Origin of the sequence: uncultured Alteromonas sp., from assembly GCF_963976965.1 — a bacterium.
Classification (GTDB): domain Bacteria; phylum Pseudomonadota; class Gammaproteobacteria; order Enterobacterales; family Alteromonadaceae; genus Alteromonas; species Alteromonas naphthalenivorans.
In genome coordinates this window covers 251,333-266,569 of sequence record NZ_CAXBMP010000003.1, presented here as the reverse complement: position 1 = coordinate 266,569, position 15,237 = coordinate 251,333, and the positions used below count along the sequence as shown (strand labels likewise).

Annotated in this window: 11 protein-coding genes; 6 read left to right on the top strand and 5 right to left on the bottom strand. The window is 43.3% G+C overall.

Annotated elements, in window-relative coordinates:
* Positions 1 to 54 precede the first annotated feature (54 nt).
* Positions 55 to 3,726 (bottom strand): AAA family ATPase, encoded by a 3,672-nt coding sequence (locus tag AAC006_RS04260; protein WP_339890734.1) that lies wholly within the window; start codon positions 3,724 to 3,726, stop codon positions 55 to 57.
* Complete coding sequence (gene sbcD, locus AAC006_RS04255) at positions 3,723 to 5,099, bottom strand: exonuclease subunit SbcD (protein ID WP_339890733.1); 1,377 nt, start codon at positions 5,097 to 5,099, stop codon at positions 3,723 to 3,725. The genes AAC006_RS04260 and sbcD overlap by 4 nt, the downstream gene beginning before the upstream one ends.
* 274 nt (positions 5,100 to 5,373) lie before the next feature.
* Between sbcD and AAC006_RS04250 the strand changes: the two genes are divergently transcribed.
* On the top strand, positions 5,374 to 6,588 hold the full coding sequence (locus AAC006_RS04250; RefSeq protein ID WP_013785293.1) for a PAS domain-containing methyl-accepting chemotaxis protein: 1,215 nt from the start codon (positions 5,374 to 5,376) through the stop codon (positions 6,586 to 6,588).
* Between the two features lie 88 nt (positions 6,589 to 6,676).
* Positions 6,677 to 7,282, top strand: coding sequence for a YigZ family protein (locus AAC006_RS04245; protein WP_013785294.1), 606 nt, complete (start codon positions 6,677 to 6,679; stop codon positions 7,280 to 7,282).
* Positions 7,283 to 7,438: 156 nt separating this feature from the next.
* Here AAC006_RS04245 and AAC006_RS04240 read toward each other — a convergent pair whose 3' ends face one another.
* The 3 genes from AAC006_RS04240 to AAC006_RS04230 all read right to left on the bottom strand — a co-directional run bounded on the left by AAC006_RS04240 (position 7,439) and on the right by AAC006_RS04230 (position 10,656).
* Positions 7,439 to 7,975 carry a peroxiredoxin-like family protein gene (locus AAC006_RS04240; RefSeq protein WP_013785295.1) on the bottom strand — a complete coding sequence of 179 codons (537 nt, stop codon included), beginning with the start codon at positions 7,973 to 7,975 and terminating at the stop codon, positions 7,439 to 7,441.
* A gap of 137 nt (positions 7,976 to 8,112) precedes the next feature.
* Complete coding sequence (locus AAC006_RS04235) at positions 8,113 to 10,044, bottom strand: M1 family metallopeptidase (protein WP_013785296.1); 1,932 nt, start codon at positions 10,042 to 10,044, stop codon at positions 8,113 to 8,115.
* A 183-nt stretch (positions 10,045 to 10,227) separates the two neighbouring features.
* Positions 10,228 to 10,656, bottom strand: a complete 429-nt coding sequence (locus tag AAC006_RS04230) for an organic hydroperoxide resistance protein (protein ID WP_013785297.1) — start codon at positions 10,654 to 10,656, stop codon at positions 10,228 to 10,230.
* A 183-nt stretch (positions 10,657 to 10,839) separates the two neighbouring features.
* Here AAC006_RS04230 and AAC006_RS04225 point away from each other — a divergent pair, with 183 nt between their 5' ends.
* From AAC006_RS04225 to AAC006_RS04210, 4 genes are all read left to right on the top strand, one after another.
* On the top strand, positions 10,840 to 11,364 hold the full coding sequence (locus AAC006_RS04225) for a MarR family transcriptional regulator (RefSeq protein WP_244361033.1): 525 nt from the start codon (positions 10,840 to 10,842) through the stop codon (positions 11,362 to 11,364).
* A 321-nt stretch (positions 11,365 to 11,685) separates the two neighbouring features.
* Positions 11,686 to 12,933: a hypothetical protein gene (locus tag AAC006_RS04220; protein WP_126873061.1), complete on the top strand. Its 1,248-nt coding sequence runs from the start codon at positions 11,686 to 11,688 to the stop codon at positions 12,931 to 12,933.
* An 8-nt stretch (positions 12,934 to 12,941) separates the two neighbouring features.
* Entirely contained in the window at positions 12,942 to 13,385 is a 444-nt protein-coding gene (locus AAC006_RS04215) for a hypothetical protein (RefSeq protein ID WP_126873060.1), read from the top strand.
* Positions 13,378 to 14,982 (top strand): sensor domain-containing diguanylate cyclase, encoded by a 1,605-nt coding sequence (locus AAC006_RS04210; protein WP_126873059.1) that lies wholly within the window; start codon positions 13,378 to 13,380, stop codon positions 14,980 to 14,982. Before AAC006_RS04215 ends, AAC006_RS04210 begins: the two co-directional genes overlap by 8 nt.
* Positions 14,983 to 15,237 lie beyond the last annotated feature (255 nt).

The window sequence follows — 15,237 nt, the reverse complement described above, 5'->3', positions numbered from 1 at the left end:
CATTAAAGGCTATTTTTAGTGTAGCTTCAAAAAACTAAACCTGCCAAATATCCGTCAATTTTCTGTCGCTGAGTAACATTTTTCCAGCGCACTTAACCCAACGCCATTTCGTTTTATTACTTTAAGCTGGGTAGGAATACGTTCTTTCATCGCTTCTATGTGGCTAATAACACCAATCATTTTACCGCTAGCGTTTAGGTTATCTAATGCGTCTAAAGCAACATCTAAAGTTTCGGCATCTAGCGTACCAAAACCCTCATCGAGGAAAAGAGAATCTATACTCGTTTTAAAACTCACTAAATCAGACAAGGCCAGCGCTAACGCTAAACTCACCAGAAAGCTTTCGCCTCCCGATAGAGTTTTAGTATCGCGCACCACATCGCCCTGCCACGTGTCTAATACACTCAAACCTAAACTGTCTTTTGTGTTGCGGGTAAGCTGGTAACGCCCGTGCAACCTATCGAGTTGTTGATTGGCTAAACGAACTAAATTATCTAGCGTTAAGCCTTGTGCAAATCGTCTAAATTTATCGCCGCTGGCTGAGCCAATAAGAGAGTGCAAATAAGCAATATCATCATACGATGTTTCCAACTCACGCATTTCATTGATTAAGCTTTGCTGTTTTTCAATCGCCTGCCTATTACTCTCTAACTGTTGAGATAGTTGCCCTTGTTGTGCCAGTAACCGATCTTTTTCATCATCTTTCTCATTCAAACTTGCCTGTGTCGCTTCTGCAGTCGATTGTTGCCATTTCGTGGCGTGCTCATGAGCTAATAAAGTGTTGTGCTTTTGCGTGGCGGTATTTAATAACAACTGCGCATTCTGCTGCTCACGTTCAATTAATTGCTTCCTTTGAAGTAAACGCTGGCGTTCCTCATAGGGCAATAATGCACTTAAAAATTCGGCTTCATCAGCAAACGGGCTTTGGCTTAATGCGGAATCGAATTCGACTTGCTTTGCTTCTTTGGCTTGTTGTTTTTCTTCTAACTCTGCAGTGAGTATTTTTAGTTGGGCGTTAGCATTTTCTAATGCTCGCTGCGCCTCACGAAGAGCAGTGTCACATTCTTTATAGCGCCGCTCTTTTACCGATAGGGTGTGCTGAATTTCACGTCTAGCAGCGCCAATATCCCCTTGGGGGAACAAATCATGACGTTTAGCACGTTGCGCTTCACGCTGGGCTTCAATTTCTTGAATACGTGTAGTGTATAATTGGGCTTCTTTATCTGCAGCCGCTTTAATTTCACTTTGCTCTACCAATTTATCTTTAAGGGCTGTTAACTCGTGAGACAAGGTACTGTGCAGATGAGTTTTCTCTTGAAACGCTTCCACATCCTTGTGTTTCTGAGCAAGCCATTCAGTGATATTGGCATCTGGTGTTAAACCCACGCTTTCAATCTCATTAATAAGCGTGCTGCGATTATGGGCAAGTGCGCTCTCAATACTAGATTTAGTCGTGTGGAAGTCGTTTAGTTGCCCTTCTAGTTGCGAGACTTTTGCCGTTAAAAGCGCCATCTCACTGTTTATTGATTCTATTTGCTGTTGATGCAAAAGCGTCTTATTTTTGGCTTCGGCTAATTTTTCCTCGCTAGCGTGTATATTGCTAAACTGGGCGTTTAAGCGAGATTGACGTGCTTTGCAGTTCAGCTGAAGCTGGTGAAAAGACTCAACATCTGAAATAACAACGCTAGCATTTAAAGACGACATAGCCCCTTGCCAGTCGGCTTCAAGTTGAGAAAAGGCTGCGAGTGCTTCTGCGATCACCTTCTCGCACTGCTGTTTTTCGAACTCGGCGGTAATGATTTGCTCTCGCTTTTGCGTACCTAGTTTCTCTATATTTTCAAGTGAGCGGGTTAGTTCGTCGCGCTTGGCAATGGTTTCAGGCACATCAATATTCATCAAAGAAGCATCGTGCTCAGTGGCGCCGCACAAAGGGCATGCCTCACCTTGTGAAAGCGTTTGGCGTAAATGCGCAAGCTCGGCATCTAACTTAATTAACGACTCAACGTCTTTTAAATGGCTTTGCGTGGCTTTGTAACTTGCCGCTAACTCTGCCCGCTCTTGTTTAAGGGTTTCTATATTGGATAACAATGACGTTAGTCTTTGCGCCTTTTCAGCATGGCTATTTTTATGATTGATATAAAGCCGCTGCCATTGTTCGCACGACGCAAGAACTGGCCAGTTATTATTAAGTACTGTGATATCTGCATTCACGCTGGCTGTATCACCATTACTAAGGAGTTGATTGAGGCTAGATTCACACAGTGAAACGTTATCTGCGCTTTGTTGATGTAACGCCACCACATTAGTTTTGGCGTGTTGTTTCTCAGCTAAATCGGCCACGGCACTGTCTTTAAGCTGCTGCGTTGCGGTTATTTTCTTGGTTATTTCCGCTAGAGTACTTTCGTCATCGCTAAATCGTGCCGCTTTTTCTTTCCAGCCACTGATTTCGCCTGCCATCTTACCATTTGCCGCATGAACATTAAGGTAGGTGGTTAACTCATCCAGCGTGCGCTTTTTACCTTCAAGTTCATCAGAGTATGTTTGATGGTTTTCTTGCGCTTTGCCCTGCTTTATTTTCGCATCAGCTAACGTCTGTTGGTTTGTCTCAATGCGGTTGGTAAGCTTATTGATTTCACTATCAAGTGGAATGATTTGTTCGTTAATCAGGGTTTCAAAACGCTGTTGATGGGCTTTCGCGTTGGTAAAGTCCGTCTCACTGCTTTCACATTCCGCCTGTCGCTTTTGTTGCTGGCTTTCTAAATCTGGCAATTGCTCTTGTTTCAGGCTGAGATTGTTGGCAATGCGCTGCACATCCTCACATAGCTGACTAAGCGCGGAATGTGGCAAGCGAAGCAATTCCGCAGGCTCACCAGCAACTAATAGCGCTAGTTCGCCCTTTGCCTGTTCATACACGTTATTTGCTTCAACTAATGCCGCGTTCGCCTTAGTAAGCTCTTGTTGATTTTGCTCACACGCCTGTTGCCATTGCAACTGTTCTCGTAGCGAAACAATCTCGGTATTTACAGTAAGTAGCTGGGTTTTAAATTGGTTCAGCTGAGTACTAAGTTCGCTATGCTGCGCTTCACTGAGTAATGCTACGCCTTCCAGTTTTAGTTTGAATTCCCGTTTTGTGGTTTCTGCTGCCTTGTATTTTTCATGAATCGCTTGAGATAACTGGCCATAAATTTCTGTACCAGTAAGCTCTTCTAATAATTCAGCTCTGTCACCTTCGTTGGCATTTAAAAAGGCAGCAAAGTCGCCTTGGGAGAGCATCATCGACTTTGTAAAGCGCGCAAAGTTAAGCCCAGTCAGGCGCTCTATCTCTTCACTCTTTGGCCTCACTTGGGTAGCTAACACTTTGCCAGATTCTACTTCCGCTAATTCCACATCAGCAGATTGTAAATTGCCGTCAGCTTTTCCTCTTGCGCGCCGCATACTCCAAAATGCCCGATACGCTTTACCCTTTATATCGAATTCAACTTCCGCCAAGCACTCTGACGTACCGCGCGTCATAATATCGTTTGAGGTCGCCGAAATAGTGCCCAAGCGCGGCGTTTGGTGATAAAGCGCTAAACAAATAGCATCAAGCAATGTAGTTTTTCCTGCCCCTGTTGGGCCGGTAATGGCAAACAAACCGTTGTCGATGAAAGGAGACTGGGTGAAGTCTATCTTCCACTCCCCTTTTAATGCATTTAAATTTTTGAGCCTAAGGGTAAGAATTTTCATAGGTTACCCTCACTTGCGGGTGAGGTATTAACAGGTGCTTTATTAACAGGTGCGTTATTAACAGGTGCGTTATTTTGCTTTTCATCAATAGCGCTGTTCACATCGGTAGCATTGGCACCATCTGCCGCTTCGGTGCCCTCATGTGACAATTGCACATCGTCTACTACCTGCTCGAATAAGGTTTGAACGCGCTGCTTGCGTTGTTGGTCTTCGTCCGACTCAAACGCTTCCAGTGACAATCTAGCATCAAACACCTCATGCACAGACAACTCGCTTAAGTTAACGTTTTCTTCTGCTGAAATGACGCTGGCTCTTTGTTTGCGCATTCGTTTTAATTGCAAAATTTCGGCAGGTTTATCGTCGATTAGCGCTTGAATGCGCTGTTGCAGGTCGGTTAAGTAATCTTGAGTTTCTACTTCAATACACAGCCACGCTGGGTGTTCTGTGCTTGCGCTTTTCACCGCCTCATTTTGCTGTAAGGCAAGCTCAATGTCTTCTAAGTTGCCTCGTAAAACTGCCATCGGTTGAAAACGAGGAATAGGCTTACTTTCTACCTGCACTAGTGATTTGTTTTCGAACGTGGCTATTAATACCTGCTTTTGTGATTTCAGTTCATCGAAACTTAAGGGAATAGGCGAGCCGGAATATCGAATATGATCGCACCCTGCCACTTTTTGCGGTCGGTGAATGTGCCCAAGGGCAATATAATCCGCAGGAGGAAACCCATCAGCTGAAAAGCCTTCTAGCGTACCTATATAAATGTCGCGCACACTTTCACTCTGGCTTACCCCTAACGCAGTTAAGTGTCCGGTGGCAATAATTGGCACTTCTACATGCAATTCCTTGCGTTTATCTAGCGCAATCTGATAAAGGTTGGCGTAGTGCTGCTTAATGGCTTCACCCAGCGCCTGACGTTTTTCAATCGCCGATTTTCCAGCTTCGCTTTTTAAAACGTCCCGAGCACGAATAAAAGGTACCGCGCACAGTATTACGCCTATGTCGCCATCTCGGGTACGCAAAGGTAAGACTTGCGATTCAGCATTGCCGTAAGTGCTAGCAATAACGTGACAGTTTAAATAAGACAGTAATTCCCTACTTTCATTTAATACCGACACCGAGTCATGATTGCCGGCTAGTACTACTAAGGTGCACCCCATTCCCTGAAAGTTACCCACTAGTTGATGATAAAGCTCCCGCGCGTAACTCGGTGGAGTGCCGGTATCAAAAATATCACCGGCCACGACAACAGCATCTATACTTTCTTGCTCAACCACCTCAAGCAGCCATTTAAAAAATTGCTCATGTTCATTTTTACGGCTTTTGGTAAAGAAACTTTGACCTAAATGCCAATCTGAGGTGTGAAGAACTTTCATGTAAATTGACTCTGAAATACTAGTAAAAATAGAGTAAAAAAGCGTTCAAGTATGAAAAAATAGTAATCGTGAACATTTAGTTATGAAATGACATACCTAAAAATGCACCAATTGCATCTATTGTCTAAACGCGCTTTAAAATTAACCGTTCTATACTTCTTCTACTTTATTAGAAGTTAACGGAGCCGTCCTGTTTGTATCCAGTTCACGATATAATAAGGAAGTTTCCTCACTCACGGACGAGAATAACAGCTTAGCGGCGACGCTAAATGCATTGAAAGATAACCTTGCTTACGCAGTGTATTCGGATAGAGGAGATTGTCTATACGCATCTTCTCAGTTCCTACAAATACTCGCGCGCCCATCGTCAGGTGATTATTCATTCAATCACAAAGATCTTCGTGTCCCTGGTGTTCAAAACGACAACGATTACCGTCTATTTTGGCAGTCATTATCAAACGGTGGATCTTACACGAATACCATTGCGATGAAAGCAGAGACAGGCGAGACAAAGTGGCTAAAAGCGAACTACGTTAATGTACTCAACGGCAGCAACTCTGAAATTCATGCTATTTATCATGATGTTACCGAACAAGAAAACGCTGTTTTCTCTGGTAAAGCAATTACCGACGCTCTGAATAAGTCGATGGCGGTTATCGAGTTTGAACCTGATGGCACCATTGTTACTGCGAACGAAAACTTTACTGCGACCGTTAAGTACAGCCTTGATGAAATTAAAGGCAAGCACCACCGCATGTTCTGTAAAGACGATTTCTATCAGAATAACCCTCAGTTTTGGCAGTCCTTAGCAAACGGCCAATTTTCTTCGGGAACCTTTGAACGAATCAATGCTGATAGAGAAACGTTATGGCTTGAAGCTACGTACAACCCTGTGTTCGACGGTACGGGTAAAGTGGTTAAAGTTATAAAGTTTGCGTCTGATGTAACAGCGCAAGTTCAAGAAAAGCATGCTATTTCACAAGCCGCCGAGCTTGCTGTATCTACTGCAGAAGAAACATCACAAATTGCCGCAGACGGTGCGTCATCGCTACAACGTAGTATTGATGTATTCCAAGTGGCACTTGATGAAGTTGACCAAACCAACAAACTTATGCATGAACTTAGTGAGCAATCGCTTAAAATTGAAACTATTGTAACCACTATTAGCGGAATTGCCGATCAAACCAACCTACTGGCACTGAATGCTGCTATTGAAGCGGCCAGAGCTGGAGAACAAGGTCGTGGTTTCGCCGTGGTTGCGGATGAAGTTCGTCAACTTGCACAGCGTACTAGTGATTCAACAGTAGAAATTGAATCAGTTGTAGCAGAAAACCGTAAGCTTGCGAATAAATCGACAAGCAAGATGGCGACTGTGAAAGACAATGTTGACCTAAACAGTCAGCAAATCACCCAAGTACAAGGCGTGATGGATGAAATCCTTAAAGGTGCGACAAACGTATCGGAAACGGTTTCAGGCATACTTCGTTAATACAGAGTCATTTCTAATAAAGTAGTAAAACACAAAACGCTGTTGTCCCTGTATTTAGCCTAAAGCGAAACTCAGGTACAATGGCGTGATGTCGTATCCCGTCCCCGCTCAACAGATTGAAACTCTGTACGAGATTAAAAAAAGCAAGTTTATTGCCTTCGCCGCTTTCGCCGATAGCCGCGAAGCCGCTATGGCACATCTAGCAAATGTAAAGCAACAATACCCAGATGCTCGTCATCATTGCTGGGCGTATTTACTTGGCAATCCTCATTCCCCATCCAGCGCAGCAATGGCTGACGATGGCGAACCAAGTGGCACGGCCGGAAAACCTATCCTGAACGTTCTCCAGCACAAAGGTGTAGGCGATGTCATGGTGATTGTTACCCGCTACTTTGGTGGTATTAAGTTGGGCGCTGGTGGTTTAGTGCGAGCTTACTCAGCCTCGGCGCAGCAAGCGATGGAACAATTGCCAACGCGGGAAGAAGTGCGTCTTTATGATGTCTCTATTGATATAGACTTTAAGCACGAGCAATTTATCCGCCATTTATGCGAACAATTTTCGGGCAAGGTAGTGAATTGTAGCTATGCACAGCACGTAACTGTTGATGTGCAATTACCAAGTCACACTATCGACGAGTTTCAAGAAAAAACTGCCGCCATGGCAATTGATTTTACACGCCCTGACAGCACCTAAAGAGTGTGGGTGTTCCCAGCTTTTTCTTACATTTATAACACGTAGTTGTGATAAGCATAAAAAAGCCCGCTTAGCGGGCTTTTGGGTTCTAAAAGAATTACTCAAACAGCAATTTTAGTCGCCGTCAAAGCTATTCATTAACGCTATCCATCAAGGCTATCCGCTAAAGGTGCCGCGAATGGGGTAATCATTTTCTGGATCGCGAATAAATTCCAAACCTGAAACCAGCTGTTCTAAATCAGGGCGTACAAAAGGTGCATTCGCCAACTCACTGATTTGAATTGTGTTGTCTTGATTTAAAATAAACAAGGCAGGTTCAGCGAAATTGTGGTCGGTTTCCTTTTCGCTGCGAGGCACCGAGATGTATAAACCTAGCCCCTTCATATCTTCTTCACTTAAGCCCGAAGCAATAGGGAACGTAATTGATAGGTCTTCAAGGTGCTCTTTCAACTGAGATTGACTATCAGCAGATACCGCGATTAGATCAACGCCTAGCGCTAACAAACGCCCTTTGTAGTCTTCAAGCGCGTTTAAGTATTTGGTGCAGATTGGACAGTGCTTGCCACGATAAACGACCACCATTTTCCAATCACAGCCTTCACGTTTGTTGCTTAATGAAACAGCCTCACCCGTGCTCAGCGTTACTTGCACATCGGGAAATGAAGAATCAGGTTGTAGTTTTTGCGTATACATACAGTCTCCTTAATTGCGTATTAGCTACATGAACCAATTACATTGGTAATATGAGTCATCAGTAGCGCTAACAATCCCGCTAGTGCTACCGATGCTACCTAATTAGTTCTACGCCTTAAGACTTGTAAAGATCGCTTTTACTCCACAAAGCCTTCATTGGCTCTTATGGTTAAAGGATGATAACCCGGTTTTGCTTCTTCAAACGCACGTTTAGCAAATGCTTTGCCTTCTGGGGTTTTCGATAACTCGCGATACAGCGGTTTAACTAACTTGTTACGACCAATCTTAACAAGGTACTCGTACAATCTGTCGTAGGCCGGTTTGTATTCATTTGCCACCGCTATCATCAACCAACTATGGGCTATTTCGTTATTTTGCGTGGTGGTTAACGAGAACGCCGCATCTAATTCAGCTAATTGCTGCGCTGATAGTTCATTTGGCATATTGTTTAAGAAGTATAACCATTCGTGCACAGTCCATAGCTCGGTATCTATATTTACCGCTTCGACTTCACCGGCTAACCAGGCACTGCGAGTGGTATCGATTTTATCGAAGGCATCAGACACTGGCACAGGTGCCCCTTCAGGAATTCCAGGCTCGAATACCCACGTATCGATACGTGCTTTGCTCAACTTATCTGGGTATTGTGCCAATAAGGTTTCATCCAAATAGGCCAAAAACGTATCAGTGGTGATGCTCTTAAACGCAAAATCTTCAAAGTACTGCATTAAAAAAGCATCGAAATTCTTACGGCCAATTTTGTTTTCAATTTCACGTAAAAAGAGCGCGCCTTTCTCGTAAGGAATATTAGAGAAAACATCGTCTGGATTTCTTCCGCGAAGATCGATTGCTAAAATTTCATCTTCTTCGTTTAGGGCTTGTATGTCGTTTTGTAAATCTTGGTACCCCAACACCGCTTCTTTTTTAAATCGCTCGTGGCCGTATATCATTTCCATAATACGGTAGGTTAAATAGGTGGTGAAACCTTCGTTTAACCACAGGTCACGCCACGTGGCATTGGTCACCGTATTACCTGACCAGCTGTGCGCTAATTCATGCGCAATTAGTGACACTAAGCTTTTATCGCCAGCGATAACGGTAGGCGTAATAAACGATAAGCGTGGGTTTTCCATACCACCAAACGGGAAAGAAGGCGGTAAAATCAGTAAATCGTAACGATCCCATTGATACGGACCATAGGTTTTTTCTGTAACTTCTAACATGGCCTCGGTATCTTCAAACTCTTTCGCCGCGGCATCTAACACACTAGGTTCAGCATAAACGCCCGTGCGCTCGCCCATTGGCTTAAATTTCAAATCACCAATTGCCAATGCAATTAAGTAAGACGGTACAGGCTGCGGCATAGTAAACGAGTACTCACCATCACGAGCCGTAGTAGGATCGTTAGAAGCACTCATCACTGCCAATAAAGCTTCAGGTGTATGAATAGTGGCCGTGTAGGTTACCCGAACTTGTGGAGAGTCTTGCAGTGGAATAAAGCTTCTCGCATGCATAGCTTGGGCTTGGGTAAATAAGAAAGGATGTTGCTTTCCAGCGGTCTGCGCTGGGGTTAACCACTGTACACCCGACGCTTCAGGCGAGGTAGAATAAGCAATCGTTAGCTTGTCTGCACCTTCAGGCAATTCAACAGAAAGTGGCGTGCCAAGTTCAGGATCGGCGTCGCCCATATCAAAAGGCACGGCTTCATCGTTAACGGTTACCGATGTAATATCCAGTGCACGGGTATCAAGAACAACCGTATTGAAGTTAGGCGCACTGCGCTCAACGGTTAATGTAGCACTGCCGGATAATTTTGACGTTTCAAAATCTGCCGTTAGGTCTAAATCTAAGTGGGTTACCCGTACTTCGGATGGGTTGGCGAATGAGTGGTAATCTTTACCCGCTTCTATTTCACTGATCACATCTACTTTAGATACTGCGCTCTCGGCAGCAATTTTGCTATCCGCGCTATCAGAAACCGTTGATGGTGTTGTAATTTCTTGTGAGGGTTGTTCGCTACACGCAAACAACATTGGCGCACAAATGGCTACCCAGCCTATATTCTTCATAATACTTCCTGTTATTTTTTCTGTCTTAATCATAATAACAAAGAAGTAGCCTAATGCTTAAGTCCAAAACGACAAGCTACAACACCAAAAGTTAAATTGTCGTTTACCTCCTTCCCCACCTGTATATTGCAGTGTGATTATTTAGTGAGGGAGGAGGTCAGGAAAAAGCGAATAGTAGGCGTTTTACGCTACTGAAATTTGCACATCAATATTGCCACGAGTGGCATTAGAGTATGGGCATACTTGGTGCGCTTTTGCCACTAGGCTCTCTGCTACAGATTTCTCCATATCGCCCAAGTCGACACTTAATTTTACTGCAATAGCAAAACCGACTTCGATAGGTCCAATTGATACATCGCCAGTTACACTAATATCGCTGCCCAGTTTAACTTTTTCAGCCGCAGCGACATGCTTGAGCGCACCAATGAAACATGCTGAATAGCCAGCTGCAAACATTTGCTCTGGGTTAGTGCCACTGCCACCCGCGCCACCTAGTGCTTTTGGTGTTGAAAGAGTAACGTCTAAGCTTCCGTCGCTTGATTTTGCTGTACCTTCACGACCGCCTGTTGCCGTTGCTGTGCCGGTATAAACCACCTGTTGAAGTGTGTGCATTGTATAAATCCTCTTTGGTCTTGCTCAAATTAAGTATTCAATTGAACATAAGTGATGAATGAGAAATGCAATTTATTTTGCATGCAAAATAAATTAACACTAATGCGGCTTGTAGATCAAGTCTTTTGCATGCAAAATATTAATCATAATCTTTTTACTCTCTACATCCTTTCTGGAGCACGCATGTCTGACAAAGCTAGGCTTGATGAATATATGCACGGCGATTTAGGGGCTGAAGCGCTCTCATCAGAAGCACTTTCATCGGAAGCGCTTGGGCCCGACACACTTAAGTTAGAAAGTCAGTTGTGCCATCGTTTTTATACGCTATCTAATGCATTTACTCGCGCCTATCGTCCCCTACTGAAAAGCCTTGATATTACCTATCCACAGTACGTTGTGATGATGGCTTTGTGGGAACAGTCTAATGTGACCATTGCCGAGCTACTCGATAAAACCGTGATAGACGGCGGCGCTATGACACTGATCCTTAAAAAGCTAGAACAAAAAGAATTATTGAGTGTGGTTAAAGATGAACATGATAAGCGTGTACGCCGCGTAGTGCTGTCGAAAGCAGGTGAAAACGCCAAGCTGAAAGCGCTTGATGTGCCTGCGCAAATGCTATGCAAACTAGATGGCATGTCGAAAACTGAAGCGAAGCAACTTGTTGTATTAATGGATAAACTACAAGGGTGCTTTAACGTTGATTGAAATGTATCTGGCTAAGAAAGGCGTAATGGACCAGTCACCGAAAAAAAGTCAGGTTCAATCTGGGCACTTGCAGCAATGACGCTCGCATTTATAGATTTTCCATGCCGATCATTTGCTGGCACGCCTTACTAGGCTACAAAAGTCAGTGGATGTATGGTACTAAAAACTCATTGCAACTGCTTTTTTAACCTACTCATAAAAAACGGCTGATTTATCAGTCGTTTTTTTTTGTTTCTTTACTATGCTTGTAGTTGTCAAAATTCAAAAATATAAACGTTTGTCACAGTAATAAAGACCAGACTACGAAGCAGGTATTCATAAATGATAAAAAAGCAGTTTTCTCTCATTGTGGTAATGATGAGCTTGCTGACAACTTTTAGCGTTTTAGCTGAACAAGACAAGCTAAAAGTAAGTGGGTTTGCCACGCTAGCTTCGGCAACCGCTGACACTCGTAATCATCAGTTTCGTACCGATCGTTCACAAGCGGAGATAGCTAAGAAAGATGGTTTTGCCTTTAAGCCTTTGAGTTTAATTGGCGTGCAGTTCGACTACAGTTTTTCACGGAACCTCGATTTTGTTGGGCAATTTGTTTATCGAGAGCAGGATGAACAAAACCTAGGCTCAATCACGCAGATGGCCTTTTTAAGATATGACATCACTCCTTCGTGGCAAGTAAGAGCCGGGAGACTCGCCGCCGATATCTTTCACTTTAGTGATACCAGAGACGTATCAATCGCCTACCCTTGGGTGAAAGTGCCTACAGAGGTTTATGGTATTGTTCCAACCAGAAGTTTTGATGGGGCGGATATCAGCTACCTTAAACCCTACCGCGATTTTAACTTACTAATTAAGGCCTTCTGGGGCCGAGGAGAAAGTGACTTTACCAGAAATGATTATAACCCGATAACCTTTAATGATTTGCGCTCAATAGGCATTGAGTTTGTAGCATTTGATTGGAGCATTGCATTCAAACACACCCAAACCGAAGCAAAAAATGATAATGGAGACACCGCGCTCGTGGCGACATCGGTTGCGCAACTGCAACCGTTTTGGAGTGGCGCCACCACTTTTGCGAACTCATTGAGTTTACGCGGTGCAACTATTCAATACACTTCTGTTTATCTAAATCGCTATCTCGGCGATTGGGAAATATCTGGCGAGCTGTCACATATTGATTCTGACTCAATTGCATTAAGGCACTCTTTAAATGGATTTGTGAATATAAGTTATCTCTATGGTGCGCATACCTTCTACGCTTTATATTCATTTGTAAAAACAGACGCTTATTACCTTAGCCAAGAACAGCCAGGCTTTCCGATTAATAAAAGTACATCCGAATTAGCCACCTTAGTGGAAGAAGTCGCCAGTACGTTGGCACATCATCAGCATTCATTCTCTTTAGGCTGGCGGTGGGATTTAAAAGAAAACCTCGCGTTTAAAGTACAACTTGAGCGAACCGATATAAATGCAAGAGGTAGCGGCCTGAGAGCCCGTGAGGGGCTAGTTGTTAATGATGAAGATGATAACGTGGCGCATACCCTGTTTTTTGCTCTAAGTTATAGTTTTTAAGGGCTAATATGAAATTTTATAGCCCCGTCCCCCTCATCCTTACTGCGCTGATAGCACTACACAGCGTCTCTTGCTTTGCATACACGTCAGAGAATATTGTTGTCGTTACAAATCAGAAAAATGACGTGGAAGTACTGGATAAAAAAGGCTTAATTAATCTATTTATGGGCAAGTATTCTGCGTTTCCTAATGGTAAACAAGCGACGCCAATCGACATTGAAGTTGAGGCTAAACTTAAAGCAGAATTTTACGAGGCATTAGTCGGTTTACCCCCTGCTCGCGTGAATGCCTATTGGTCTAGGTTAAAATTTTCAGGTCGCGTTAAACCGCCTGAAATCGAACTGACAATAGATGATGTTAAGCAGCGACTTGAAGAGGATGAGTCCGCTTTAGCTTATGTTTACGAGTCTTATGTTACCGACAAGATGAAGGTAGTGTATCGTTTTGATTAATATTCGTGGTCTAGGTTTTCGTTTTGCACTTTTCTTGGTGGCTGCCGCCATGTTGATAGTGTTAACTACCGCAGAGTTTTTTTACCGCGCCACATACGAGAACGAGCTTGATGAAGCAAACCACGATATCGAAGAACTTTATCGAACAGTTGGTGCAACCGCGTCCATAGCGGCATTTTTAGAAGAAGAAGATTTAGCCAAAGAAGCGATAAATGGATTGGTTAAAAGTGACAAAATTCTCGCGGCGTCTATCAAAAGTGACGCTCTGTATTATCAGCTCAACGTTACCGATGCGATTAACAAAAACATAGAACCTCGGGTATTTCTAGTCCGACACCCTTTCATACCAGAAGAAGCATTAGCTGAGGTCAACATATACCCAAACTTTAACCATATTATCCATCAAGCCGAGAAAATAAGTAACGACAATAGTTATTCACTGTACGTAGAAGCGCTTGTTGTGGGTATTGTTGCCTTAGTCATTACTTACTACATCATTATTTCCCCCATGCTTCGTGTGGGACGTTCACTGCATGAAATTACCCCAGGCACAGCGCAGCGTATTGCGGTGCCTGAATACCACACTGACAGTGAAATTGGTGCTTTTGTACATGATACCAATCAGCTGTTAAGTAAAGTCGAAGAGCAGTTCTCCCAAGAAAGGCAATTAAGAGAAGAAATTGAGTTTTTGGAAAAGCGCTTTAGGATGCTTTTTGAAAATGCGAAGTCAGCCACGGTGTTAATGACTGAAAGTGGAATAATAGAACTTAGGAATAAAGCTTTTATAGATCTTGTTGTAAAAATTGGCCTTGAAGAAAAACAGGACTATGGAGAACTGTTAGAAGAATTATTTGAAAACCCTGCTGCAATAAAAACCTCACTGCTAGAAGCGTTTTCCCGTAACGAGTTTGCCACTGGCGAATTTAAACTGAAGTCAGGGATTAATAAAACCGCCATTTGGGTTCAATTGATTGCCAGCCCGTTGATGACTGAAGAGGGCGAGCGTTTTTATCAAATAACCTTCAATGATATTTCAACTCGAAAACGTGAACTGCAAAATCTGGCACTGCAAGCAGACTTCGACTCACTAACCGGCATATACAATCGAAATGGTGGTGAAAAACTCATTGCTAAGTTGATGAATAAAGGCCATCACTTTGCACTCGCGTTAATTGACCTGAACGGCTTTAAAGCCGTAAATGATATTTTCGGTCACGATGCGGGCGATGAAGTACTTATCTTCGTATCTGAACAATTAAGAGACAAAATCCGTAAAGTTGATGTGGCAGTGCGCTGGGGGGGCGATGAATTTGTACTGCTTTTACAGGCCGAAGACGAAAAGGCGGTTGAAACAGTCATATCAAAGGTGAATGAAGGAATTAAGCAGCCGTTTTATTTTAATGATGATACAACCCCCACTGTTGTCTCTATGAGCGTGGGCGTTGCTTTTTACCCTCGCATGAGTCGCAACATGAATACCTTAATAAAGTTAGCAGATATCGCCATGTATAAAGCTAAGCAGAATAAGGTCGCGGCACCCGATGATTATCTGATGTTTGCCGAACCTGAAGGGTTAGATAGCAGCGACAATCAGTAATAGTAAACCGACTTAAGTTTCTTACCTTACCCTCATTGATACTCCAGCCCACCAAATATCTGGCTCAAATGTTCGCTTCAAGTACCTAGCCTCAATACCTAACCAAGACGCTACATTCAACACATTTACTGATTGTCATTCAATCGCACAAACGCAATGAAATAAGTGACGAATATTTTTTAGTATCAAAGATACTTAAGATCAGGTTTTCATTAACGTGCAATTTAAAATTGTAATACTCGCCGATTACGCATC

Bases quoted from the DNA above. Each gene is read 5' to 3' on its own strand.
- AAC006_RS04260 (WP_339890734.1), bottom strand. From the start codon at position 3,726: ATGAAAATTCTTACCCTTAGGCTCAAAAATTTAAATGCATTAAAAGGG.
- sbcD (WP_339890733.1), bottom strand. From the start codon at position 5,099: ATGAAAGTTCTTCACACCTCAGATTGGCATTTAGGTCAAAGTTTCTTT.
- AAC006_RS04245 (WP_013785294.1), top strand. From the start codon at position 6,677: ATGTCGTATCCCGTCCCCGCTCAACAGATTGAAACTCTGTACGAGATT.
- AAC006_RS04240 (WP_013785295.1), bottom strand. From the start codon at position 7,975: ATGTATACGCAAAAACTACAACCTGATTCTTCATTTCCCGATGTGCAA.
- AAC006_RS04235 (WP_013785296.1), bottom strand. From the start codon at position 10,044: ATGAAGAATATAGGCTGGGTAGCCATTTGTGCGCCAATGTTGTTTGCG.
- AAC006_RS04230 (WP_013785297.1), bottom strand. From the start codon at position 10,656: ATGCACACACTTCAACAGGTGGTTTATACCGGCACAGCAACGGCAACA.
- AAC006_RS04225 (WP_244361033.1), top strand. From the start codon at position 10,840: ATGTCTGACAAAGCTAGGCTTGATGAATATATGCACGGCGATTTAGGG.
- AAC006_RS04220 (WP_126873061.1), top strand. From the start codon at position 11,686: ATGATAAAAAAGCAGTTTTCTCTCATTGTGGTAATGATGAGCTTGCTG.
- AAC006_RS04215 (WP_126873060.1), top strand. From the start codon at position 12,942: ATGAAATTTTATAGCCCCGTCCCCCTCATCCTTACTGCGCTGATAGCA.